Origin of the sequence: Anaerococcus sp. (assembly GCF_030825785.1) — a bacterium.
Lineage (GTDB): Bacteria > Bacillota > Clostridia > Tissierellales > Peptoniphilaceae > Anaerococcus.
The window spans coordinates 1-25269 of record NZ_JAPJPG010000021.1 but is presented as its reverse complement, the minus strand read 5'-3'; the positions used below and the strand labels follow the sequence as shown (position 1 = coordinate 25269).

At 35.6% G+C, this 25269-nt stretch carries 21 protein-coding genes and 1 other RNA gene; 3 read left to right on the top strand and 19 right to left on the bottom strand.

The window, feature by feature from the left end; translation table 11 throughout:
- Positions 1-6953, bottom strand: a 6953-nt coding sequence (locus tag RCH56_RS04450; RefSeq protein ID WP_306483785.1) for a G5 domain-containing protein, incomplete at its 3' end; no start/stop codon positions are given.
- A gap of 304 nt (positions 6954-7257) precedes the next feature.
- Here RCH56_RS04450 and RCH56_RS04445 point away from each other — a divergent pair.
- On the top strand, positions 7258-8265 hold the full coding sequence (locus tag RCH56_RS04445; protein WP_306483784.1) for a TrkA family potassium uptake protein: 1008 nt from the start codon (positions 7258-7260) through the stop codon (positions 8263-8265).
- 75 nt (positions 8266-8340) lie between these two features.
- Here RCH56_RS04445 and RCH56_RS04440 read toward each other — a convergent pair whose 3' ends face one another.
- The 9 genes from RCH56_RS04440 to RCH56_RS04400 all read right to left on the bottom strand — a co-directional run bounded on the left by RCH56_RS04440 (position 8341) and on the right by RCH56_RS04400 (position 14051).
- The gene (locus RCH56_RS04440) at positions 8341-9300 is read right to left on the bottom strand and encodes an aromatic acid exporter family protein (protein WP_306483783.1); all 960 of its coding nucleotides are present in this window, start codon (positions 9298-9300) and stop codon (positions 8341-8343) included.
- A 21-nt stretch (positions 9301-9321) separates the two neighbouring features.
- Positions 9322-9795, bottom strand: coding sequence for a GNAT family N-acetyltransferase (locus RCH56_RS04435; protein ID WP_306483782.1), 474 nt, complete (start codon positions 9793-9795; stop codon positions 9322-9324).
- 117 nt (positions 9796-9912) lie between these two features.
- On the bottom strand, positions 9913-10299 hold the full coding sequence (locus RCH56_RS04430; protein WP_306483781.1) for a ferritin family protein: 387 nt from the start codon (positions 10297-10299) through the stop codon (positions 9913-9915).
- 158 nt (positions 10300-10457) lie between these two features.
- Entirely contained in the window at positions 10458-10631 is a 174-nt protein-coding gene (locus RCH56_RS04425) for a 4Fe-4S binding protein (protein ID WP_015778053.1), read from the bottom strand.
- A gap of 136 nt (positions 10632-10767) precedes the next feature.
- Positions 10768-11568, bottom strand: a complete 801-nt coding sequence (locus RCH56_RS04420; RefSeq protein ID WP_306483780.1) for a stage 0 sporulation family protein — start codon at positions 11566-11568, stop codon at positions 10768-10770.
- Positions 11569-12354, bottom strand: a complete 786-nt coding sequence (locus RCH56_RS04415; RefSeq protein WP_306483779.1) for a DNA polymerase III subunit delta — start codon at positions 12352-12354, stop codon at positions 11569-11571.
- On the bottom strand, positions 12351-12680 hold the full coding sequence (locus RCH56_RS04410) for a cyclic-di-AMP receptor (RefSeq protein ID WP_105300717.1): 330 nt from the start codon (positions 12678-12680) through the stop codon (positions 12351-12353). Before RCH56_RS04410 ends, RCH56_RS04415 begins: the two co-directional genes overlap by 4 nt.
- Positions 12677-13306: a dTMP kinase gene (gene tmk, locus RCH56_RS04405; protein WP_306483778.1), complete on the bottom strand. Its 630-nt coding sequence runs from the start codon at positions 13304-13306 to the stop codon at positions 12677-12679. The genes RCH56_RS04410 and tmk overlap by 4 nt, the downstream gene beginning before the upstream one ends.
- An 88-nt stretch (positions 13307-13394) precedes the next feature.
- Entirely contained in the window at positions 13395-14051 is a 657-nt protein-coding gene (locus RCH56_RS04400; RefSeq protein ID WP_306483777.1) for a 50S ribosomal protein L25, read from the bottom strand.
- A gap of 126 nt (positions 14052-14177) precedes the next feature.
- Here RCH56_RS04400 and tpx point away from each other — a divergent pair, with 126 nt between their 5' ends.
- Positions 14178-14687, top strand: a complete 510-nt coding sequence (gene tpx / locus RCH56_RS04395) for a thiol peroxidase (protein ID WP_306483776.1) — start codon at positions 14178-14180, stop codon at positions 14685-14687.
- Between the two features lie 46 nt (positions 14688-14733).
- Here tpx and RCH56_RS04390 read toward each other — a convergent pair whose 3' ends face one another.
- The 7 genes from RCH56_RS04390 to dnaG all read right to left on the bottom strand — a co-directional run bounded on the left by RCH56_RS04390 (position 14734) and on the right by dnaG (position 22747).
- A complete protein-coding gene (locus RCH56_RS04390) occupies positions 14734-15516 on the bottom strand; it encodes a bifunctional 5,10-methylenetetrahydrofolate dehydrogenase/5,10-methenyltetrahydrofolate cyclohydrolase (protein WP_306483775.1) in 783 nt (260 codons plus the stop codon).
- A gap of 59 nt (positions 15517-15575) precedes the next feature.
- Positions 15576-17216 carry an SH3 domain-containing C40 family peptidase gene (locus RCH56_RS04385; RefSeq protein WP_306483774.1) on the bottom strand — a complete coding sequence of 547 codons (1641 nt, stop codon included), beginning with the start codon at positions 17214-17216 and terminating at the stop codon, positions 15576-15578.
- A 249-nt stretch (positions 17217-17465) separates the two neighbouring features.
- Positions 17466-17801: RNase P RNA component class A (rnpB, locus tag RCH56_RS04380), an RNA gene on the bottom strand.
- A gap of 34 nt (positions 17802-17835) precedes the next feature.
- Positions 17836-18606: a Nif3-like dinuclear metal center hexameric protein gene (locus tag RCH56_RS04375; RefSeq protein ID WP_306483773.1), complete on the bottom strand. Its 771-nt coding sequence runs from the start codon at positions 18604-18606 to the stop codon at positions 17836-17838.
- Positions 18588-19280, bottom strand: a complete 693-nt coding sequence (locus tag RCH56_RS04370) for a class I SAM-dependent methyltransferase (RefSeq protein WP_306483772.1) — start codon at positions 19278-19280, stop codon at positions 18588-18590. The genes RCH56_RS04375 and RCH56_RS04370 overlap by 19 nt, the downstream gene beginning before the upstream one ends.
- Positions 19280-21088, bottom strand: a complete 1809-nt coding sequence (gene rpoD / locus RCH56_RS04365) for an RNA polymerase sigma factor RpoD (RefSeq protein WP_306483771.1) — start codon at positions 21086-21088, stop codon at positions 19280-19282. The genes RCH56_RS04370 and rpoD overlap by 1 nt, the downstream gene beginning before the upstream one ends.
- A gap of 24 nt (positions 21089-21112) precedes the next feature.
- On the bottom strand, positions 21113-22747 hold the full coding sequence (gene dnaG, locus RCH56_RS04360) for a DNA primase (protein ID WP_306483770.1): 1635 nt from the start codon (positions 22745-22747) through the stop codon (positions 21113-21115).
- 204 nt (positions 22748-22951) lie between these two features.
- On the opposite strand from dnaG, the gene RCH56_RS04355 reads away from it, so the two are divergent.
- On the top strand, positions 22952-23815 hold the full coding sequence (locus RCH56_RS04355) for an AraC family transcriptional regulator (protein WP_306483769.1): 864 nt from the start codon (positions 22952-22954) through the stop codon (positions 23813-23815).
- A 204-nt stretch (positions 23816-24019) separates the two neighbouring features.
- Here the strand turns inward: RCH56_RS04355 and RCH56_RS04350 are convergent, their stop codons facing one another.
- Together RCH56_RS04350 and RCH56_RS04345 are read right to left on the bottom strand one after the other, a co-directional pair.
- Positions 24020-24646 carry a transporter associated domain-containing protein gene (locus tag RCH56_RS04350; RefSeq protein WP_306483768.1) on the bottom strand — a complete coding sequence of 209 codons (627 nt, stop codon included), beginning with the start codon at positions 24644-24646 and terminating at the stop codon, positions 24020-24022.
- The coding region (locus tag RCH56_RS04345; RefSeq protein ID WP_306483767.1) for a putative glycoside hydrolase at positions 24646-25269 on the bottom strand (624 nt) is incomplete at its 5' end. The genes RCH56_RS04345 and RCH56_RS04350, both read right to left, overlap by 1 nt.

Here is a 25269-nt window from a genome sequence, read left to right as displayed (position 1 = left end):
GGGTTTGGTTTTGGATCTGGGTTTGGATTTGGCTTTACTGGTGGGATTTCACAGACATTCTTTGTTCCGATTTCTATAATCTTATCTTGTTTTTCTGTGATTGTCTTAGTATCCCTAAAGACTTCCTTGCTGTTTTCTATCTTAACAGTAGTTTCAGTCTTACCTGGCTTACCTTCTTGGATTACATTAGTTTTTCCAGCTTCAAGATCTGGATTTTCTCTAATGATGATATCATAAGCCTTTTCGCTTTCGTAGGTAAATTCGCCATCAGTCTTAGAACCATATTCTACGACCTTGTTCTTTGGTTCAGTTCTTTCTTCTTTTACTTCAAGCTTACCCGTTTCCTTGTTGAAAGTAGTTGTGTATTTTACAGAACCCTTTGAACCTTCTTCGATAACTTTCTCTTCACCAGCCTTTAGCTCTGGATTGTGTCTATATTCAGTATTATTGCCAAGTTCAATCATCTTTTCAACTGGCTTAACACCGATTCTGACTAGCCTATCTTCTTTTTCTGTGATAGTCTTTGTAGTTTCTGTCGCTTCTCCGACTGGCTTAGAATCTTTTATCTTTTGAATAATTGTAACTTCTTCCTTGCCAGCTTTTCCTTCGTTTTCAATCTTTTGAGTTCCAGATTCTAAAGTTTCATCATAGATTAGCTTAGTTTCGTAAGGAATTTCTCTTTCGATAGTCTTCTTAGTTTCGCCTTCAGATTCTTTTGTACCTATACGAACAATGTGTTTAGTAGGTTGTTCACTTATTTCTTCGCTAATCTTCTTAGCTTCACCTTCTGGTTCTCCATTTTTGATATTTTGTTCATAGCTTGTTGTCTTAGAACCTGGCTTACCTTCTTGATCTACTACTTTCTCACCCTTAGCTAAAGTTTTATCTTCTATGATTTCAACTTCAAATGGTATTGGGCAAGTCTTCTTGTATTCGTAAGTTCCGGTAAAGTCCTTAATTCCTACTATTACTTTTTGCTTAGCCTTAGTTACTACTTCTTCAGTTGTTTGTTCAACCTTGCCAGTTTCAGGATTGTACTTGTCAACTACCTTAGTTTCAACTTTACCTGGAGTAAATTCACCAGTTTCAACTACACCTTTGTCTTTTGTATCATCATAAACATACTCGACTTCAACTTCAACTTCTTTTGAATAGTTGTTTTCTGGTGTTTCAACTTTTGTTCCAACTTCGATGATGTGCTTCTTAGCTTCAACTTTGTTAGATTCTTCTTTAGTCATTTCTCCATCAGCTGAACCATTTTTGATCTTTTGTGTGTACTCAACATCGTATGAACCCTTAACACCTTTTTGAATTTCCTTGCTTGTGCCAGCTGGAAGTTGGTCGTTATATCTTACTTCAACTTCAAATGGAATTTCAAAGTGTTCTTTGTGTTTAACTTCGCCTGTAAAGTCTTCATCGCCCACAAGTATCACAGCATTTTTAGCTTGTTTTACTACTGTCGGATCAGATGTTTCTGTTACTTTTGAATTAACGATTGTTAGGGTCTTTTCTTGACTTCCCTTTTCTCCCTTTAATTCATTTCCAGCTTCATCTGTAGCATACTTCCATTCGCCCTTCTTAAGTGATGGATCTTTTTTAACTTCTACTTCAAATGGAATTTCTTCTGTAATAGTTTCAGTACCATCAGTTTTTGCTGGTCCCACTTTTACAATTCTCTTAACCGGTGCCTTGGTTTGAACGCTATCTCCTTCAACAGACTCTGTTACTTCACCGTTTTTGATAGTATGAGTTACCTTTGTTTCTTCTTCACCTAATGAGCCTTCTTGAACAACTTCTGTTGTGCCTGGTTCTAGAGAATTATCTACAATATATTCTGTTTCAAATTCAATAGCTTTAGTCTTTTTAGTTTCTAAGCTTCCTGTGAAGTCTTCGCTTCCAACTTCTACAATTTCCTTAACGGCTTCTTTTGTAGTTATTGGCTCAGAAGTAGCTGTTACCTTTGAGTTTTCTATAGTAACCGTATATTTTTCTTCCCCAACTTCACCTTCTTGAACAACTTTGTATTCACCCTTCTTAAGTTCTGGGTTTACTCTTACTTCTACATCAAATGGAATCTTGTTAGTGTATTCGTGCATACCGTCAGACTTAGCACCAATTCTAATCTTTCTAGCAACCGGTTCTTTTGTTACTGTAGTTTCGCCACGTACTTCTTCGCCAGCTGTACCATTTGTAATTGTTCTTGTAAGCTTAGTTTCTTGTTCACCAAGAACTCCTGCTTGGTCTTCTACAATTTCGCCTGGTGCAAGACTTGAATCAACTGTAACTTCTGTTTCAAATGGAACTGGATCCTTGTCAACAGATTCAATCTTACCTGTGAAATCAGCATAACCTACTTCGATGATCTCTTTGACTGGAGCTTTAGTTATAGAGGCTTCTGAAGTATTTGTAACCTTAGAATCTTCTATAGTAAGTGTATATTTTTCTTCCCCAACTTCACCTTTTTGAACGACTTTGTATTCGCCCTTCTTAAGTTCTGGATTTACCCTAACTTCTACATCAAATGGAATCTTATTTGTATATTCATGATTACCATTAGATTTTGCAGCACCTACTTTTACAATTCTATTAATTGCAGATTTGGTTGATACTGGTTCGCCATCTTTAGATTCTGTCACTTCACCGTTTACAATTGTATGGGTTACTGTTGTTTCTATCTCACCATGTTGACCTTCTTGAACAACCTTAGTTGTTCCTGGTTCCATAGTATTGTCTACTTCATAAATTGTTTCAAATTCAATAAAATCAGTCTTTTTAGTTTCAAACTCACCTGTGAAGTCCTTGCTGCCTATTTTTATTACTGCATCAACAGGTTTTGTTTCAATAGTTTCTGGTTCTCCAACTACTTTAGAGTTTTTAATAGTCCAAATAGTTACTCTTTCACCAACTTTACCTGGAGTTACTTCTTCATAAGTTCCTGCTTTCATTTCAGGATCATATACGACAGTGTACTTAAATGGAATTTCTTCTTTATATTGATGAGTCCCTTCTGTCTTAGAACCAACTCTTACTATTCTCTTTTCTGCTTCTGTTCTTCCAAGCTCTTTTTCTTCTGTAGATTTTTGTTCTCCATTTTCAAAGTGTTGGATAAATTCCTTCTTAATGCTTCCTGGCTTACCAGCCTTATCAACTACCATAGTTCCTGTTTCAAGTTCTTCGTCGAAGATAACTTCAGTTTCATATGGAATTTCTTCTTCGATTACATTTTTAAACTCACCAGTATATTTCTTTGTACCAACAATTATTTCTTGCTTAGCATTTGTTACTACAGTTTCTTTAACTGATTCAATTTCTCCAGTTTCTGGATTATATTTATTAGTTACAACTGTCTTAACACCTCCTGGAGTGAAGTCACCTTTTGTCGCCTTAGTAACTTCCATATTAGGATCGTACTTATAAACAATATCTACTGGTACGTCAGTTCTTTCTTCTACATTATTAGTAGCAGTTTTTTTACCAACTCTTATTACTTGTTCTACAGGTTCTTTTGTTCTGTTAGATTCTGATTTTAATTCTCCATCAGCCTCACCATTTTTAATTGCTTGAGTGTATTTAGTTGTCTTTTCTCCAGCTTGGCCTTGGGTTACAACTTCACTCTTACCAGCTTCTAGGGTTTCATCTTCTATAATTCTTACTGTAAATGGAATTTCTTCTTTTACTTCATGAGTAAATTCACCTGTGAAGTCTTTTTGGCCAACTCTTATTACAGCATTAACTGGGTTAGTTACATTGGTACTTGGTTCGCCATCTACCTTAGAGTTTTTAATCTTCCAAGTTGTAGTCTTTATTCCTTCAGAACCTTTCACATCAATTACATATTCTCCTGATTTTAGACTTGGGTCATAAGAGATGTCATATTTGAATGGAATCTTTTCTTCATGAACTACTTCGCCTTCAGTATTTCTACCTACTTTGATAACTCTATTAACAGGTGCTTTTGTTTCTGTAAATTCACCAGATTCAGTTTTTGTTACATTGCCATCTTCAATTGTAAGAGTAGTAGTCCTTGTCTTTTCTCCAGCTGCACCTTCTACATCTACTCTCTGTTCTCCTGGTGCAAGAGTGTCGTCAAATTCTACAATTGTTTCAAAAGGAACTTCAACTTTTTCTTCTATATTGTGAGTTCCGTCTAGGACACCTTCACCAACATTGATTAGGGCATCTTGTTTTTCTTTTAAAACTTTCTCTGTAGTTTGTGCTTTATCAACTACTGAATCTTTTATAACTAGACTTACTTCTTTTGATCCTAACTCACCTGTTTTTATTACTTTGATTTCACCCTTTTTAAGTGAAGGGTCTTTTTCTACCTTGGTTTCAAAAGGAATGTCTACTATATATTTGTGCTTACCTTCTGTACCAGATCCAATAAATTGGACTTCAGTTTTTCTTGTTCCAACTTCAAGAGTGCCATTTTCTTCATAATAATGGGCTGTTACCGGTACATTTAGAAGGGCTCCATCAAGGCTATCACTAGAAACCCCATTAGGAACAGTAGCTGTTACCTGGCCTGTTTTTTCATCGATTGTTACATTCCAAGTATTGCCCTTATCATCCACAAAAGTATCAGAATCTAGGGTGTATTTACCTGGTCTTCTGTTATAGGTATCTTCCGTATTTAAGATAACATCAGAAGTAAGGGAATCTCCTGCCTTGCCAGCCTTGGCATTGTAACGAGGAGTCATGTTGGCTCTCTCTTCGATTACAAAGTAGGCACTAGCTTCTTCAGTGATGTCTTCGCCTGGTTTTTGCTTATCTACATAGTGAGAGATAACTGGTACTTCAAGTTTTTCTCCTCCATTAAAGTCCTTAGGCTCTACTGGTTTAGCGCTTACCTTTCCTGTTGTTTTGTCAACTTTTACAATCCACTTATTTCCACTATCATCTGTAGCTAATTTATTTCCTGACTCGTCAGTTTCTAGAGTGTCTGGAAGTGTGTAGTGGTCTGGTATTAACCTCTTACCATCTTCTGTTACTTTTGCAGGTGCTGTTTGTTCCTTGGCTGGGAAGTTTACTTGGGTTTCGTATTCAGGTTTGATGTAGGTTGATTCTTGAACTACAAAGTGGAACCAGTGGACGTCTTTTGATCCGTTTGTATAGGTATACTCAATAGGAATTGCGACAAAGTCTCCGGCCTTAGCCGATTTTGGAGGAGTGATTGTGAAGTTTGCGATGTCGCCCTTGTCGAGTGCAACCTTCCATTGGTCTTCTTCTGCCTTGCCCTTGTTTTCACGGTCTATAAAGTCCATGATAAGCCTACCAGAAGCTTCTCCCTTGTCTTCAGCTTCATTCATTTCAGCAGCAGACTTATCTTCTTCTCTTGGATTTTCTGGCTCTACTATACCCACCTTAAATGGCTCACCTGGTTTTACTGCTGATGATGTTACCTTAGAAGTATCATCATTATTCCCATCTTTAAATCTTTGGTCGTAGTATCTTGTATCATCAAGGTTTAGCTTAAAGTCACCGATTAGGTTATAGTGGTCGTAGCGGTCGATGCCTTGCTTGTCGATTGTAACATTAGCTCCCTTGTGATTAATATCGGCAGATCCTGCTCCTGTTTCTACATAAGTTCCTGTTTCACCAGACTCATCTGGTGTTTCCGCTACCTTTGTAAACTCATCCTTAGTTCTTGGACGAGCAAAGAATTTAACATCTAGGTGTTGAAGGGCCTTGTAGTCTTTTGTATTAAAAATAGATTCTTCATCTACAACATACTTGCCTTCGGCATTTTTCTTTAGGGCACCCTTTGGCATCTGGATGTGAATATTGCCATCGTCACCTATATAGGCACTGGCACCAGGTACAATTTTATTGGTAATTGGATTATATACTTGACCAACGAGTCTTTCCTTGGCATTTTCATCGATATTGTCAACCTTAATACCGGTGTCTATGTCTTGACCTTGGACAAAGACCTTTTCGTTGTAGGACCCATTTAATTTCAATAGCTCTAGCTTATCATTTTCATTTGGCCATGGATTTACCTTGTAACCTAAAGCGAAGTTATTACCAAAAAACTTAATTCCTGGGTTGTCTTTTGTGTAATTATCCTCCATACCAAAGGAAGTAGAAGGATTGTCCTTATTGTTGATATGCCTTAGGGTTTCTTCGCTGGCTTCGTAGTTTAAATTTTTTTGTCGTCCACCAGCAGTCAGCTCTCCATTTTCATTTGGCTTGAAAGTTACCTCAGGGGATTCAGGAGTCAATTTCTCTCCTTTACCCATCATAGGTTTTTCGCCTTCTTTTACTTGTACAAGTCCCGAGTCTGTAACAGTAATCTTAGTATAAGTTCTTTGACCTGTCTCCTTGTCAATGGTAATTTGGTAACCATATTCTCTCTTACTTGAAGAAGTTTCAGATGGGTTTTTAAGTTCAAATTTAAAACCGTCTTTTTCTACCTTCTCATCATCCTTATTGAAATCTTGATTTGTATCTCCCGGTTGGAGGTCCGTTTCCTTATAGCGTTCTTCTCCACTGTAGTCCTTTATTTCTTTTTCATCTTCAGTATAGTTCTGCTCATTATTTGCTTCATCTGCTAGAGCGACAGGCTCAGCAAAATCAGCCGCCTTTGCCTTGGACATACTAGCTACTTGTAGATTATCCTCAACTTCCTTAGTATCTACATTTTCTTTATTTTCCGTATCAGATGCTTGATCTTTTTTTTGATCTTCTTCAATTTTTTCTTCTTCTATATCAATATATTTGTCTTCATCAAAGTTTTCTTGGACCTTTTTATCGTCTAATTTATCTTTAGCTACTTCATCGATTTGATTGTTATCAATTATCTCAGAAGAAGCGTCAAGGCTATCAGCATAAACATCATTTGTATTTCCTAGTAGTCCAAAACCACCAACAATAATAGAAGCTCCAAGAAGGGTCTTCTTTATTGATTCATTGGACAAAGGAATTAGGAATTTGTTTTTCTTATTATTCATTAATTTCTCCATTCCTTATTGCATAGTTAGTATGTTATTTATTTATACTTAGCATCACTATACTAATATTTTCTACATAATCTATTTATTTAGATAAATTGTTAGGATTCTTTATAAATATTTTTTAATTTAAATATTAGTCAATTATTCTCCTTGATTTACAGCTATTTTTATATGATTTTCTTATAATAATGTATTCTATAATTAAGATAAGACTCTTTAATATATTCTAATAGATATTAAGCACTTTATCCTATTGCTTTTTCTATTAATTTAAGCTATAATCAAATCAACAGGAGGGCTTATGGAGGATAAGAGGAAGCTTAAATTTATTTTTGTCGTATTTGCACTTTTACTAATATTTGGCACCCTTGGCTATATGATTCTTCTTAAGGTAAGTTTGGTGGATGCCTTGTATATGACAGTTATTACCATATCGACTGTGGGCTTCGGAGAGGTCGGAACTACTAGTGACCTATCGGAGTTATTTTCTATAATCATGATTTTTCTGGGAGTTGGTGTTGTAGGATACGCCTTTACTACGGTTGAGGCAATGTTAGTTGAGGGAAGGCTTGTAGATTTATGGAAGGGAAGCAAGATGGATAAGAAGATTTCTGCTCTAGATGAGCATTATATAATATGTGGGTCAGGAGAGCTTGCCGATGTGATTATAGAAAAATTTATCAAGGAAGGCTTAGATTTTCTTGTAATTACTGATGATAGGGCTGACCTCGATGATTACAGCCATCACGATATTTTGGTCATAGAAGGCCAAGCTACTGAGGAGGAAATCTTAGAAAAGGCTGGGATAGGAAGAGCCAAGGGCCTCATAGCTGCCCTTCCTTCAGAGGTTGATAATATAGTAACTGTCCTAACTGCGAGAAACCTTAACAAGGATATCTATATTATAGCTAACTCGACCTCTAAATCAGACAGTCAAAAATTAATGAAAGTTGGAGCAAATAAAACTATGTCTGCTGTAGAAATCAGCGGCAAAAGAATTGCATCACTTATGATTAAGCCAAATATTATCTCCTTCTTGGATGTAGTAACAAAAGTTGGAGATGTAGAGATGGACTTGGAGGAGGTCATGGTGAAAAAGGGCTCATATCTAGAAAATAAAGACTTAGTAGCCGCCCAAATCCCTAACAAAACAGGCCTCATAGTACTTGCCATAAAGAGAAATACAGATAAGAAAATGCTCTTCAATCCTCCAGGAAACTACACCTTCGAGACAAACGATGTTCTTATAGTTCTAGGAAGAGAAGAGCAAGTAGAACAGTTAAGACACTTAGGAGATGAAAATAAGTGAAGAAAAGAAGGCTAGCTCAAGTTGCTGCCTTCTCTTCTATTGCATAAGTTTTCCCTTGAGATTTGCAAAATATCATCAAAGTCTATTTATTTTGTTTAGATCAATACTAATGTCTATAAATTCACTAAGGCTTCTAAAAACTTGAAAAATCGCCGAACGAATGGCAAAGTCTTCGTGAGTTTGAGGAAGGTCTATCATCCTAAAGTGCTTATTCAAATATTCTATCCTTTCCTTGACCTTGATCATTTCGTTCGCATCTCCGAGATTTTCTCCTGTATCGATTATTATGTCGGAAATTAGTTTACCTTCGTCATAGGCCCTTGGAATCTCCTTTAAGTCCTCATACATTTCTTTTAGAAGGTCCATCTCTATTTGCCTATGGTTAAGCTCCCTTAATATATTCTTACTATTTTCAATTCTATTGTTATTCTCAATAATCGCAAGGTCAACAGCCTTGTCTATATCTTCTTCAAGCTTCGAAATCTTATCCTCGTAGATTTCTACATCTAGATGATTAACCAAGGTATTTCCAAAAAAGTTTAGGACATCCTTTATATCTTCATCTATATCTTCTATCCATTCTTTAAGCTCATCCTGGCTTTCTGGTGCGTAGATGTTGGTTAACATAGCAAATCCAGTTCCAATAAGGACAAGTATTAGCTCGTTTTTTATTATAGAAGGATTGATATTCCCATAACTAAGCAAGTGGGTAACTATCACACTAGATGGACCAAGGCCTAGTTCGATCTTTAGTAAAAGGGATAAGGGAACGAATATGATTAAGTAAATACCAAAAGCCCAAGTTTTATAAGAAACTATTTCAAAGACTATGGCACCAATAGTAAATGCTAAGATTGCCGAAACCATCCTTTTAAGCCCTCCTTTGACAGTTGCTTTTCTAGTCTCAAATATATCAAGTATGGTGATGATCCCTGCTGATGATGCGTATTCAAGTCCTAAAAAGCTTGCCAAAGATAAGGACAAGGTCGCAGCTATTGCTGTTTTTATACTTGTACTAATTATAGTTTTATTCATTATGTCCCTTCTTAAAATCTTCTAGTTATTTCCTAAGTATTTTATATAAATCTGACAAGGATTATTCTCATCCCATAAACAAGGAAAGCACTCTAACTCCTTGTATCCCATAGCCTTGTAGAAGTCATTGGTCTTATCATATTCTTCGTAGGTCCCTCTCTTTACAGTCTTTACCTGGGCATAAGAGAAAGATAAAGTCCTAGCTAAGTTCTCGAAGACTTCGATTAATTTCTTCCCCAGACCCAGCCTGTGGTATTTTTTCATAAGTCCCATTATAAAAATCTCTACACAATCCTCGCTTGTTTCCCTCATAACCAAAAATCCTACTGGCTTATCGTCAAGGAAAATCGCCAAGAATCTTTTATCCAATGATTCTTCTATATAAGTTTTTCTACTTTCACCTATCGAAAACCAATCTGTAAGGTCATCCAAGACCAAGTTTCCTATCTTTTCTTTTTCTTTTTTGTCTTTTATTTCAATTAATTTACTCTTCATTTCATTCCCTACATCTGATTTAATTATAGACGAAAAAATTAAATAAATTTAGTAAAGATAATTACTTAATTTATAGCTATATGAATAAGGTCTTTGATAAATAGATCAAGAATTATCCTATAGCAGACCCTTAACCATATCTCCATGTCTAATTTCATCATTTTTTACACTTTCTATTTCCGGAAATTTTTCTGCAACTGGAGCATAGTTTTGAGCAGCCTTGTATTCTCCCTCTACTATTTTAGGATATAATCTCTTTTTGCCCAATATTTTGTAAAGCATTGGCATAATAATAGCTAATTTCTTCTTTGGCTTTAGATTTACCTGAGTGAGCTTGTGAAATACAGCTGCGTGATGGCCTTCTTCTACGGCAAGCTTTTTAAAAGTTTCTATATCTTCTTTATCTTTAACAACATCTGCAAGTGCCTTATACATTAAGACTACATCCAACTCCCCTTGTTGGGATTTTAACAAAATCTTCATATCCTCTTTACTAATCTGCATCAAAGCCTCTCTATTACTTCTAAAATCAATTCTCTTAACTTATGTAATTACTTCTATTATATCCTATCTTTGTAGCTTAAATCTTGATATATTTTTCTATTTTAGTTATAAAAAAAGGCCCCGAAGGGCCTTAGTATGTCATTTGTTTATGTATTTGATTATTCTTGGTCGATTGCTTCTACAGGACATACTGCTGCACAAGAACCACAGTCTATACATGCGTCTGCGTCGATTTCGTAAGCTGCGTCTCCTTGAGAGATTGCTCCTACTGGGCATTCGCCTTCACATGATCCACATGAAATACATGTATTTTCATCTATTCTATAAGCCATAATTTTCCTCCTATTTGTTTATTTCTTATGTCTATAATATACAACATATGGAATTAAAAGTCAAGATTTTTTTTATATTTATTCTGATTTTAATTGTAAAATGATAATTTATTCAAATTGATATTAATTATCATTTCTAGTATTCCATTTCCTTACATGAATAAGTCTCTTCGATTTCTTCGTCAGTTCCTGTAAGTTTAACCCTTACTTTGGAACATTCTCTGATGTAGTCGTTATTAAGGACCATGCCGTATCCGTCTGCTGTCTTTACCTTTTGACCTTCCTTAGGCATTTTTTTCTTGCTACACTTGTAGCATTCTTCTTCATATGACAAGCAACACATAAGCCTTCCACACATACCAGAAATCTTGCCTGGATCTAGGGTTATGTCTTGGTCCTTGGCCATCTTTATTGATAGGGGCCTGAAGTCATTAAGAAATCTCCCGCAACAGCATTTTTGCCCGCAAGGGCCTAGGTGCTCGATCATCTTGGCATGATCTCTTACTCCTATTTGTCTAAGCTCAATCCTATTTCTGTAGATTGAGGCCAAGTCTTTTACGAGTGACCTAAAGTCTACCCTATTTTCAGCCTTGAAGTAGAAGGTGATTTTGCTTCTGTCAAAGGTATATTTTGCATCTATTATCTTCATCTTTAGCCCATGGGCATTGGCCTTTTCTTGGCAGAGACTTATTGCATCTTTGGCATCTTGCTCGTTTTTGGCATAGTAATATAGGTCATCGTTGGTGGCTTTTCGAATAACTTGCGAGAGATTTCCCTTAGCTTCTGACTCGTCGACATCAACTAAGGCAACTTCTGCCATTTCCACTCCGTTTGATGTTTCTACTATTACCTTATCCTTATATTCAAATTCATTTCCATTTGCATCGAAATGATATATTTTACCCGCTGGTCTAAATCTTATTCCTACGACTCTCAATCAGAAATTCCCCTCTCTAAATATATTAAATATGATTTTTTCTATGCTTAGGTCATAATTAATATTTGTTCTTGCCGCATTTTGTATGTCTTCTATCAAAAATATTGCTTTTTCTATTTCGTCTACTGATACTTGTGGAAATTTTTTTAGCATATATTTTGTATTGTAATCTAGCTCATCTTTGTTATAATTGTAGCTTATAAGGTCTTGGTATACTTTGAGCAAGGCCTTATAGATAGTTTGTCTATCATCCTTATATTTAGCAAAGAAGTCCTTATTCTGGTAGTATGTTTCTATCTTACCCTTATAGATATCAGATATTATCCCAAAGACCTTATCCATGTCTATATCAAGTTCATTTTCTTCAGATTTTATTGGAATTATCTGACATCTTGACCTAATAGTTGCCAAGAGATTATATCTATTGGTGCATGTAAAAATGATCTTTACATAATCTTTGAGCTCTTCCAGGCTTTTTAGCATTGCATTTGATCCTTCTTGCCTTAGGTCCTGGGCGTTATGGATTATATATATTTTAATCTTGCCGCTGTAGGGTCTAAGATAGATATCCTTTAAGACCTGTCTGATAGTTTCTATATCTATTACTCCACCTTCTTTGTCAATCAGGTAAAGGTCAGGGTTGTTATCATAATCTAGGCCATAGTAGCTAAAAACTTCCCTTGCAAAATCAAGGGCAAAGGCCTTGTTAGCTTCTTCGTTTTTCCCTTCAAAAATATAGGCGTTGGACAGATTTTTTATGTCTATTTCCCTATTTTTAAAGCTCATAGTTGGATATATTTATCAACGTCTATCAGAAATATTGTAGCCCCACCGACAGTTATATCTATTGGAACTGTATTTGTCAAAAGTGAACTTTCTGCTGTTGGGTTGATGATAGTTGTAGTTGTATCCCTCTTCTTGCAGTTTTTCTCTATGATGGAAAGGACTTCGTCTAGGTCTTCTTCCTCAACACCTATTAGGAGAGTTGTATTTCCCTTTTTGAGAAAACCACCTGTAGTAGCAAGTTTTGTAATCCTATATCCCTTATCTGTTAATGCATCAACCAAAAAGTTCACATCTGCATCTTGAACTATAGCTATAAGTAGTTTCATAGTATCTCCTCCAAAGATTTGTAAATTAAATCCATTACTTGATCAGTTACTTCCTCTACAGATTTCGTTGCATCTACTCTTTTTATCTCGTCCTTGTATCTTTCTGCTATATCTATATAAGCATCAAATATTTTCCTATGGAAGTCGAAGTCTTCACTTTCGAACCTATCTGCTGAGAAGTTCGCCCTTTTTCTTACTAGAGCCGTCTTGTAGTCTATATCAAAAAATACGGTAAGGTCTGCCTTTGTATTTTCTGTTGCAAAGTCATTTATTTCCTTTACCTTTTCGATGCCGAGTCCCCTACCCACTCCTTGATAGAGGAGGGAGCTTAGGACGAACCTATCACATATGACAAGTTTGCCTTTTTCAAGTGCTGGTCTTATCTTTTCTTCTATAAGCTGGGCTCTGCTTGCGGCAAATAGCAGACATTCGCACCTACTAGTCATTTTGTCATTGTCATTATCTATGATAATTTCTCTAATCTTCTCAGAGATTTTCGTTCCGCCTGGTTCTCTAAAGTCTAAGAATTCTATCTGATCTTTCTTAAGCCTCTTCTTTACTTCATTTATAACTGTTGTTTTTCCAGATCCATCAGGACCTTCAAATACTATTAGTTTTCCTGTCATGTTCTTATTATACCATATTAGGAAAAATTTAGCTTAGAAGATTTTCTTAAAGATAGCAAAAAAAAAGACCACGTGGCCTTTTTTAATCTTATTCTTCGTCTTCTGATTCACTTTCTTCAGTTTCATCAACTGTTGGAACATCGCTTGCGTCAGCTGCTTCTTCTTCGCCTTCTTCTGGAATTTCTTCCTCGCTAGGTTCTTGTAGTGAGCAGATAACTTCGTCGTCCTCTTCAAGAATTGTGATATCGTCAACTTTTGCAATGTCAAGATCAGCTATAGTTCTAACATCACCGATTTGTAGATCGCTTACTTCAACATCAGCTGTTTGTGGGATGTATTTTGGTAGACATTCTACTTCAACAACGTCGATGTTTTGAACTAGTACAGATGGTTCAACTCTGATTTCATCTCTACCAACAAGTACAACTGGAACTTGTACCCTGATAGCTTCGTTTTGGTTGATTGCTTGAAAGTCAACGTGTAAAAATTGGTTTTTGAATGGGTGATTTTGATATGCTTTGATAAGTACATCTTTCTTCTCACCACCAAAATCTAGTGTTATAATTGTTGATGTTCCAGCTTGTCTAAGTACTTTTTCAAAATCTCTAGCTGTTACTTGAACATTTATATTTTCTTCATCTTTGGCATAAACAACTCCTGGTACTAGTTCAGCTGCTCTTAGCTTATTAACTTTGTTTTTACCAGTAGCTTCTCTTTTTTCTGCTTGTAAAACTAACTCTGCCATTTTGCCTCCTTATATATTCATACTGCTTAATTATACCTCATAAACATTTCATTTACAATGTTTTAGTTTCAATCAATACAATTCGGGTATATAGATTATGAAGATAATATATAGAAAGGAGTAACAATGTCAAGAAATATTAAATTCGGCAGTGTAGAAGTAAGTGTGGACGGTGAAAAACTAAAGGTAGGGGATACAGCACCAGACTTTTCGGCTATTGATAATGAGCTAAACGAGTATTCGTCTAAAGAAGACGATGGTAAGATCAAACTAATATCAGTTATCCCATCTATAGATACATCAGTTTGCGAAATTCAAACTACAATGTTTACTAAGGCGAGAGAAGACTTATCGGATGACGTATCCCTTATCACTGTATCAAACGACTTACCTTTCGCTCAAGTGAGATTCTTAGAAGAGAAAGAAATAACAAACAATAAATTCGTATCAGATTACATTCACCATGACTTCTCAAAGAAATATTCAACCTTAATCAATGAACTTCAGCTTTTGAATAGGTCAGTTTTTGTAATTGATAAAGATAACAAAATCGCCTACGCAGAATATTTAGAGCAGAATACCGATTTACCAGATTATGAAAAAGCAATAGAAGTTGTTAAAAGTTTAGACAATTAAGATAAGGATAAGAATCTAACAAGAAGGGTTCTTATCCTTTTTTATTTTAAATTAAAGACTCTAAGAGCATAAGGGTCGTAAGGGCTCCTATGCCCCTCTTGTTTGTGAGAACTTCTATATCCATATCCTCCAAGCTCCTATAGTCCACATCGCCTATAATTTTGCCATCTATATAGGTCGTACCTACATCTACAACAAGCATTCGATCTCTAAAATATGACTTATCATAAAAATTAGCCTTGCCGATAGCTGAAATAAATATATCAGCATTCTTTATAAGATCTTTTTGATTTGCTGTATGACGAGTTATGATTGTAACAGTCGCATATTTCGTCAGTAAATTCATTGCTAATGGCTTTCCTATAGTTGTAGTCTTATTTGAAATCACTATATTCTTACCATGAAGACTAGAGTATTTCTCTTCTAGAAATCTTACTATTGCTCTAGCTGTTTGAGGAAGACAATCTGTAGATCCCTCCATAGCATGGCCTTGGGCTTTGTAGGTGAAGGCATCAAGATCCTTGATTTGAATATTATCTTTAAGAAGAGCTAAGTCTTTCCCATCTCCAAAAGGCGCAAGTGTTATATAGCCATCTTCCTTTTCATAGGAATTGATATATGCTAAGATTTCTTCTGGCTTTTCTGTAGTAAATTCATAGTCCACATATTCGATAGCAAACTTTTCACATCTTTTAATTATTGCCTTCTTATAGTGTAGGACTTCACTAGTAGGATTTTTGGATAATAGCAAAATCTTATTAGTAAACTTATGGCTTGTAAGTTTATCTATCAAGGTATCTTTAATACCATCTGTATTTAATATTTTCATTTTACCTCCATAAAAAAACCCCAACTAGGATAAACCTAATCGGGATAGTTTAAAAATTATTAATATATTCTTCTAGCTCCTACAAATGCATTTTGGAAGCTTCCATTGTATACATTATCATATCTAACGCCTGTTGCAGGTGTAGATGCGTGGACGAAGGTACCATCAGAATTTACTACGATTCCTACGTGGTCAATTCCGCCGCCACCATATGAGAAGAATACTAAGTCTCCTGCTTGAAGATTAGATGAATCTACAGCATAACCACTTGAGTATTGGGCTGCTGATTGGTGTGGGATGGATATTCCCATTTGGCTATAAACATAAGATGTAAGGCCTGAACAGTCAAATCCCACTCCTGGGTTGGCAGAACCCCATACATATGGACTACCTACAAATTGTGTCGCAAGGTCTGCCGCACTTAAACCAGATCCACTATAGGCTGGTGCTGAAGCTTGTTCTACTTCTTGGGCTTCTTGGACTTGTTCTTGGGCTTCTACTACTTCCTCTTTCACTTCTTCCTTAGCTACTTCAGTGTCAGATATGAAGTCTATTGATACATATCCTTTTTGACCGTTGTAGTCAATTTCTAACCAACCGTTAAGAGCCTTACCTTCTAGCCAGTCACCTTTTCTAACAGATCCTATTATACTACCGTCTCCGGCGCTAGACCTAACATTTAGAACTGATGTGTTAACCCATCCTGTGTAATAATATGATTGGGCAGCTTGAGATTGTCTTTCTTCTTCAGCTTGTCTTGCTTCCTCTGCTTTTCTAGCCTCTTCAGCTTCTTGAGCTTTTCTAGCCTCTTCGGCTTCTTTTGCTTCTTGAGCTTTCTTGGCGTCCTCAGCCTTTCTAGCTTCTTCAGCTTGTCTTGCTTCCTCAGCCTTTCTAGTTTCTTCAGCCTCTTTTGCTTCTTGAGCGTTCTTAGCTTCTTCGGCTTCTTTTGCTTCTTGAGCTAGTCTTGCTTCCTCTGCTTTCTTAGCCTCTTCAGCTTCTTGGGCTTTCTTAGCCTCTTCATTTTCATTTAGTTCACTCACTAATTCTACTGGATAAACATCTGAAAGGAATTCTTCATTTACATATCCTAATTCAGTGTTTAGGAATCCGTCTTCTAGAACTCCTGCTATTTCATCGCCAGCTTTAAGAGAAGAAACTATATTATTTTCATCCATATTCTTGGTGCTTCTTACGTTAAGGACTTCTGTATTAACGTATTTTACAACAGTAGACTCTTTTTCTTCTTCCTTATCAGATTCTTCTGTTTTTTCTTCGCTGGCTTCCTCTTTAGAAACTTCTTCTTTCTCGACTTTTTCCTCAGTTTCTTCCTTAGCCTCAACTTTTTCATCCTTTTTTTCTGGAACTTCTTCGCTTGCTTCTACTTCCTTCGCTGCTGTTATCTCAACTACAGCATCTCTTGCTGCATTTTCTACTAATTTATCTAAGTCAGATTTTACTTCTGTTTTTTCTTCTTTGGCTGGTTTGGCCTCTTTAGCAATTTTTGTATTCTTTACATCTTCAGTATATTCAGATTTCACTAGATCATAATCAGAATAGCTTTCTGTATAATTCGCTTCTGTAATTAGCGAATTTGTATGTTGATCTTGGTCTAAATTGTTAATTGTAGTAGCATATGCACTCGCACCTGCTGTAACTGCAGCTATAACTGATAGCATAGCTCCTATATTTTTTTTATTCATCAAGTCCTCCATATCTATGTAATGAATCTTATTTTGATAATGTTTCTGTTTTGAAATCTGTATACATTTTATATCTTTTTAACAAAAGTGTCAAGAATTTGTTACAAAAAAATTACACTTTTCAGACAGATTACTAGATTTATTGACCAAAATCCATAAAATAACCAATAAAACTAAAAAACTTTTCCAAAAAATGTAATAATTCCTAACATTTTCCCAATAATTAGTTACAAAAATGTTAATACTATGTAGAAGAGCAAATCTATAAGCCGTGTTCTGTCTTAGATAATCATCTGTCTAGGCTTATTGTTGCCAATAAGCTCAAGCGAACAACCATACCGGACCGTGCCGAGCAGGCATCCTACTGTCCCTTCGTTCTTGCACCGGATGGGGTTTACATAGCCTGTCTATCACTAGACAGCTGGTGAGCTCTTACCTCGCCATTCCAACCTTACCAGAAATCTGGCGGTATACTTTCTGTTGCACTTGCCTGAAGATCACTCCTACTTGACGTTATCAAGCATCCTCGCTCTGTGGTGCACGGACTTTCCTCGTGAATTAACCCGCGATTACCCGATTTACTCCTTCTAGATTATACTTTTTTCTAGTGAAAAAACAACTAGTAAAACTTCCTAAAGCTATCACCTTTTGAAAATGTCATTACATTTCCATCAAAAAACTCGTCAATATCCTTTTGAAGTTTATAGATAATATGATTTTCACTTGCAAAATGCCCTACATCACAGATTATGATTCCTTCGTTAGAAAGATCCATCCCATCATGGTATTTCACATCTGCTGTAATCATCATATCACAAGAAATTTCTAGGGCATCTCTTATAAGCTCACTTCCTGCTCCACCGCAGACTCCAATCTTTTTAACCTTCTTAGATGTATCACCGTAGACTACTAGGCCGCTTGCTTCTAGCTTATCTTTGATTTCTCTGATAAATTCATCAGCAGATTTTTCTTCGATGAAGCCATAACGACCAAGTCCAAGCTCCTTACCCTTTTCAAGGACTCTGGTTTTATCTATTTCCAAAATCCTACATAGATTATCATTTACCCCGCCCCCTGCTATATCGAGGTTGGTATGAAAGGCGTAGACTGCTATATCGTTTTTGACACAAGTCTTTAGTCTTTTATAAAATCTCCTACTAAAGTCAATTGACTTCGCTCCATTAAACAAATATGGGTGGTGGGTTATGATTAGATTGCAATCATTAGCTATAGCTTCTTTGATTCCTTCTTCTTCAAGGTCTAGAGAAACTAAGACATTTTTTACTTCGTCTTTAGGATTGCCTATTTGAAGTCCTGAGTTATCCCATTCTTCTTGGAGAGAAAAAGGGTATTTCTTTTCCAAATTTTCTATTAATTCTCTAATTTCCATGTGTTTTCTATCTCCTTAATAGCTTTAAGTCTCTCCTCGATTTTCCATAGACTTTTTTTATCATTTGATTTAGCAAGAATATCTTCTCTAAATTTTTGGTTTTTCTTACGGTCAATTTCAAGCTTTTCTTTTAGGATTTTACTCTTGTTTTTTATATCATCCTTACCATAGTAGATTTCTGAAAGCTTAAGTGGCTTAGACTTAGAAAATCTTGTCTTTATGATATCGTAGTACTTCTTATTTTCAAAACTTAGAAAATCATTCATTATTTCAAAGTCATTTTCTACGAGGAATAGTCTAAGCTTTTCGGTGTTGATATTGCTCGCAAGAATCAGGTAATCGAGATTTTTAGCAAAGTCCATGGATTCTTCTATTATATCTATAATGGTATTTGCTCCCATACCTGCGATTATTGCTACTTGCCCTTCTTTTTTATTAATACCCTTAAATCCATCTGTGACCATGGTTTGTATATGATTTTTGCTATCAGAATTTAAGACGTTTCTTAGCTTATCTAGAGACTTCTCTGATATATCTGTCGCCAAAATTTCTTTGCTTATTCCGTTTTTTGCTAAATATAAAGGAACCAATCCATGATCAGTTCCTATATCTATAACTTTTTTATTTTTATCTATTAGATTTATAATATCTAACAATCTTTTTTTATCTTCCATTATAAAAAATCTTTCAATAATTCACTTTTGTTTGGAGATTTAAGCTTCCTTAGGGCCTTGGCCTCTATTTGTCTTATCCTCTCCCTAGTTACGTCAAATTCCTTGCCTACTTCTTCAAGAGTCCTTGGTGTCCCATCGATTAGGCCAAATCTTAATTGGAGGACACGTTTTTCCCTTGCACCAAGGCAAGATAGAACATCATTTAATTGCTCACGAAGCATAGTATAGTTTGCTGCTTCACCAGGATCGATCGCACTATCATCCTCTATGAAATCTCCTAAGTGGGAATCGTCCTCCTCCCCTATTGGGGTTTCTAAGGAAACTGGTTCTTGGGATATTTTTCTTATCTCTCGAACCTTCTCTACCTCTAGTCCCATCTGCTCGGCAATCTCTTCGTTTGAAGGATCCCTACCCAAATCTTGAACTAGCTGTCTTTGGATTCTTACGAGTTTGTTTATTGTTTCTACCATGTGAACTGGAATTCTTATGGTCCTTGCCTGATCAGCTATGGCACGTGTAATAGCCTGTCTAATCCACCAGGTAGCATAGGTTGAGAATTTGAAGCCTCTGTTGTAATCGTACTTGTCAACTGCCTTCATAAGCCCCATATTTCCTTCTTGGATTAGGTCTAAAAAGCTCATGCCACGCCCAACATATTTCTTGGCAATAGAAACTACAAGTCTAAGGTTTGTTTCTGCAAGTTTCTGCTTTGCTCTTTTCGAATTAAGAACAGCTCTTCTTAAATCTAGAATATCCTCATCACTTAAATCTTCGTCATTAATCACCTTGTAGGCAAGATCTCTTAGGGCAATAGTTTCTTCTATCTCCCTTATCTCATCATTATCTAAGGCGATGTTTTCAGAAATCTTTTTAGCCCTCTGACTTGTGATAATAAAATCTTCTAGGATCATACTATCATTGGTCTTTATATGCTCTTTGTTGGCAGCCTTTGATAGGATATCATTAAATGATAGATAGATTAAATTAACTATCTCATCTGACTCGGTAATGTTAAGCATATGGTCAAAGGAATCAAAAAGATCACAAAGAGAATTAGCCTTACTTCTGTCAAGTACATTTTCGCTTACAGCATTTTCTGCTATATTACAAATCAAAACCCTTGCTTTCAGTTCCTCTAGGGCTTCTTTATCCATGTCTTTGTCCATAATTTCTCTAAAAAGCTCGCCCATGCTGATAAGTCCTCTTATCTCTTCGTAGCTTTTCTTATCAAGACTTCCATTTTCTACAATCTTCTCATTAGATACCTTGAGTATCTTAGCAAGATCACCAAAGAATATATCATTTGCAAGTTTACTCTTGTTTTGCTTGTTAAACTTGACCCCTTCGAGTTTCTTTCTAGCAATCTCGCCCATTTCCATCCTGCGAGCAAGTATTATCTCTTCTGTCGCTGTCAACAAGTCTACCTTGCCTATTTCCTTAAGATACATCTTTACAGGGTCATCAACTTTGACTCCAGCCATAATATCCACAGATTTCTTGATATCTTCTTCTATCTTCTTATCATCGATATCGCCTTCGTCGTCATCATCTATTTCATCATCTAAATCATCCGCTTCTTCCTCTTCTTCAAGAACTGTTTCAGATTTTTCGACTATTTCTATGCCTAAACTTATAATCTGATTTATAACAAACTTTTTGCTATCATCTTCCATTTCCTTGAAGTTTTCGAATGTATTTATCTGAGAATAGGTAATCAATCCATCTTGAGACTCGCTCATAGACTGAAATTCTTCTATTATTTCTTTTAGAACATCATCATCGAGCAACTTACTGTCATCGCTTGTCATCAATACTCCCCTTACTTCTAAAGACTATCTCTTCTTTAATCTCTTAAGTTCTCTCTTCCTATTGTAAAGAATTATCTTCCTCTTTAATTCCTCTGCCATTATGGGATTTGTATTATCTCTGATATAATTCAAAATATACTTATAGTCCTCATCTGAAAGATCGAACTTACTAACATCCTTTTCTTTTAAAAAAGTCTTAACATTGTTTATCTTCTCATTTTCTATAGCCTTATCAAAAAAGTCTCTGTCCTTCTCGTAATCAGACCTCTGATTGAAAAACAATCTTAAAACTTCCAACTCATTTATTCTAAAGTTCTTATTAGAACTTTCTACTATGATTTTTTCTTTCTTACTAAACTTATCCTTATTCTTATCTCTTAAGTCAGTATTTCTATTATACCTTGAAATAGCTTGTTTTAAAGTAGTTTTGTCTATGTCAAATAGCTTGCTTACGTTGTTTATAAAGATTTCTTGAGTCAATTCCTGTTTAATAGATGCGAGAAAATCAACGAACAAATTTAGCTTATCAAACCTCTCTGCTGGCTTTGCCAAACTATATTCATCTAGGATTTTATTGTATTCATAATTGTAGGAATCCTGGGCATTGTTAATTTTTTCCTCAAAGGCATCCTTACCCTTGCTCCTTATGAAGTCATCTGGATCATTGCCATCATCTAAGACAATTACACTTGGGTTAACTCCTATCTCGTGAAAAATCTTAATAGCCTTCCAAGTAGCCTTAACTCCAGCATTATCCTGATCATAGCAAATATATATATCATCAGAATATCTTTTCATAAGCTTGGCCTGATCTATAGTAAGTGCCGTTCCTAAAGATGCAACAGCAATGTCTAGACCGTGGTTATTAAGAGCTATCACATCCATATAGCCTTCTACAAGTATGAGTTCTTTTCTCTTCTGCCTCTTATAAACATTTAGGCCGTAGAGATTGTATCTTTTCTTAAAGATGCTAGATTCTGGTGAATTTAGATACTTTGGCATCTGCCCTGATATAGCTCTTCCCCCAAATCCAATAACCTTGCCAAAATGATTTATAATCGGAAAGATAATCCTATCCCTATACTTATCATAATAAGTACCCTTAGAGGATTTCTTGATAAGACCAAGATCCTCTAGGTTCTTTTCGCTATAATTTTTCTTTCTTATATAGGAATACAAATCATCCCATGAATCTCTTGCGTAACCTAGCATAAAGGTATTTACAATCTTACTAGATAGACCACGATTTTTAAGATAGGCTTGGGCTTTACTGTCGGTTAATAGATTCTTATAGAAAAACATCATAATATCTTTATTGATATCGAAAAGTTCCTTATTCTTTTTATTCACTTTAGGATCTTTGGTATAATCTATGCTAATGCCTTCCTTATCTGCAAGAAATTTCAAGCTTTCTGGATAGGAAAGACCTTCTTTTTGCATTATAAAAGAAACAACATCTCCCCCTGCTCCACAGCCGAAGCAGTGAAAAAGTTGTTTCTTCTCATCTACCGTGAAAGATGGTGTTTTCTCATTATGGAAGGGGCACAGACCCTTAAAAGATGAGCCTGCTCTTTTTAGATCAACATACTCACCTATAATATCAACTATATTTGAGCTTTCTAGTATTTGATTTATCTTACTATCAGAAATTAAACTCATATTATCACCTAAAAAGACTATACTAAACTTGTATTATATTTCAATTTCATAAAATCTAGAAAAATGCAAATAAAATTTTATCCGTCATATTTGTCTTTAAAATTATTAGCTTAAGATTTGTCATAGGACCTATCTTTATGATAAGATATAGGAAAGATTGGCTATTAATTCTGATGTAACTAAGAACCAATGACAGGGGAAATTATGGACAATATAAACGAAAATATACTTGAGTCTAGTATCTTTAAGGATGATATAGAAATAAAGATTTTGGATGCTAATGAAAGCTTATTGACTAATGAAAATAGCTCTAGAATTCAGTTTCATCCCTTCATATACTTTTACTTCATAGTTAACGGAAGTGGAACCTTCTTTATAGAAAATGATTCAATTAAAATCAACAAAAATGATTTAATTATAATAAATTCAAACATAGGTCACAATATTTATGTCGATGAAGACGAGTATGCTGTAAAGGCCTTAGGATTCGGTCTTGAAAGTATTGGGCTAACTTCTCACCTAGAAGAAGTCCATTCAGAAGAAGAATTGGATCTTGATAACTTCTTTCATATTACTTGGGAGGGTAAAGAGAAAAATCTTAAGGAAATCTTCACTAAAATCGTCGAAGAATTCCATTCAGATCGTATGTATTCAAAGACCTTGGCTGATGCTTTGGCTTCTTATTTTCTCATTAATTTCTTAAGAGATTTTAAGGATAAAATAGAAGTTGTTCATGATATAAATATTAATAGACAGGTTGATTACATAAAAAGCTATATAGACAACAATTACTCTCTCGATCTAAGCCTAGAAGGTCTTTCAAATATGGCCTATATGAATAAATTCCAACTAATCGCTGAGTTCAAGCAAGCCTATAGGGTAACTCCTATAGAATACCTCATACTTAAAAGAATCGAAGCATCCAAGGGACTTTTGATCTCAACAAATCACTCTATGGAAACAATCGCTGAAATCGTAGGCTTCAATTCTCAATCTTATTTCAATCAAGTCTTTAGGAGAAAGGTAAGCATAACACCTTCCCAATTCAGAAAAAAACACAGACTATAAAAAGGGCTTGTTGCAAAACTATGAATAATCATCGTACCATCATTAGAAGGTTCTCTTAGGAAATTTTACCTCCCATGGCCGGTTGGCCAATCGGCGCCTGCCGGCTGATGGAGGCCATTAGCCCGTCGGCTTCGTGAGACTTTCCGTGGAGGTTCTTCTAATGATATTGGTACGATTTATTCATTCTGCAACAGCCCCTTTTTGCTAATTTTCTTCAATTCTTACTCTTGTAACTACACCATCATCTACCGACAATATCCTATAAACATAGGGTCCGTATACTATTGTAGTATTCTCATGAATTTCACTAATTTTTTCCTTATCTGCCAACTCATATATAAGACCTCCCAATGTGTGGGTCATTGTTGGAAGATTTAGCTTATATTCCTTATTCAATTTTTCAATCGACATAGATGCATCAAAGGTATTATCAAGCTTTGCTATAAGAGTCTTATCTGATAGGATAAATTTCATTACAGCAAAGATTATGGCAACAGAAACAGTTCCTATCAAAATATCTGTCAGACCTTGTGAATAAACAAGCATCTTCCTTGCTATAACGAAGAGAATCAAAGTTAGAATTGATTCATGACTTCTAGTAATAATCATAGCTATTAGCTCTATCCCTACAATTAGAAGCAAAGCATGCTTTAAGAATTCATTCATTAATAAATAGGAGTTTTGAAGATGTTCTACTCTTGATATGTCAACTATATATCCAATAAGTTTTGGTATTCCAGAACAGACTCCCAAAATCACAATCAAGCATATTACAATTTCAATAGCAGTAGCCGACTTATCTATTAATTCATTTGCTCTTGTATGTTTCATCAGTACTCTACACCTTGAGTATATTCACTGCTTGCATTCCAAATCAAAAATTCCTCTTGACCAGAATCATATATAGCCTGAATTTGAGCTTCAACCGCATCCTTATCATATTCCATCCAGTTACCCTCACCTATCCAGCTTGCAGTAAAGTCTTGGATCCAAGGACGTGATAGAGGCGGATGGTCAAGTTTTGATAGGTACTCTTGCTCCGCTTCTAGGTATCTTTTGACTAACTCATAAGGCTCAAGGTCAGGCTTTTCTATATCGAAGGAGTTAAAACCCCAGTGGGAAGGATATATCATAGAAGATATAACATCAGTTTGATTGCTCATCTCACCAAAGTCTTGGCCTATACCATCTGCTCTTTCAACTTGAAGGGCATAACCAAATACGTCAATAGATATAGGTACACCATCTTCTTGAAGCTCTTCTCTAGCCCTCTGTACAAAACCTGTAATTGCTGCGACTCTCTTATCGCCTTCTTCCATATTCTCATCTTCAAATTCTCCCCTAGAATAGTCTAGAGTATCACCAAAGGCCTCAAATCCTTCAGCAAATCTTACATAGTCAAACTGAATCTCATCAAAGCCAGCCTCGGCTGCAAGTTTAGCAATTTTTATATC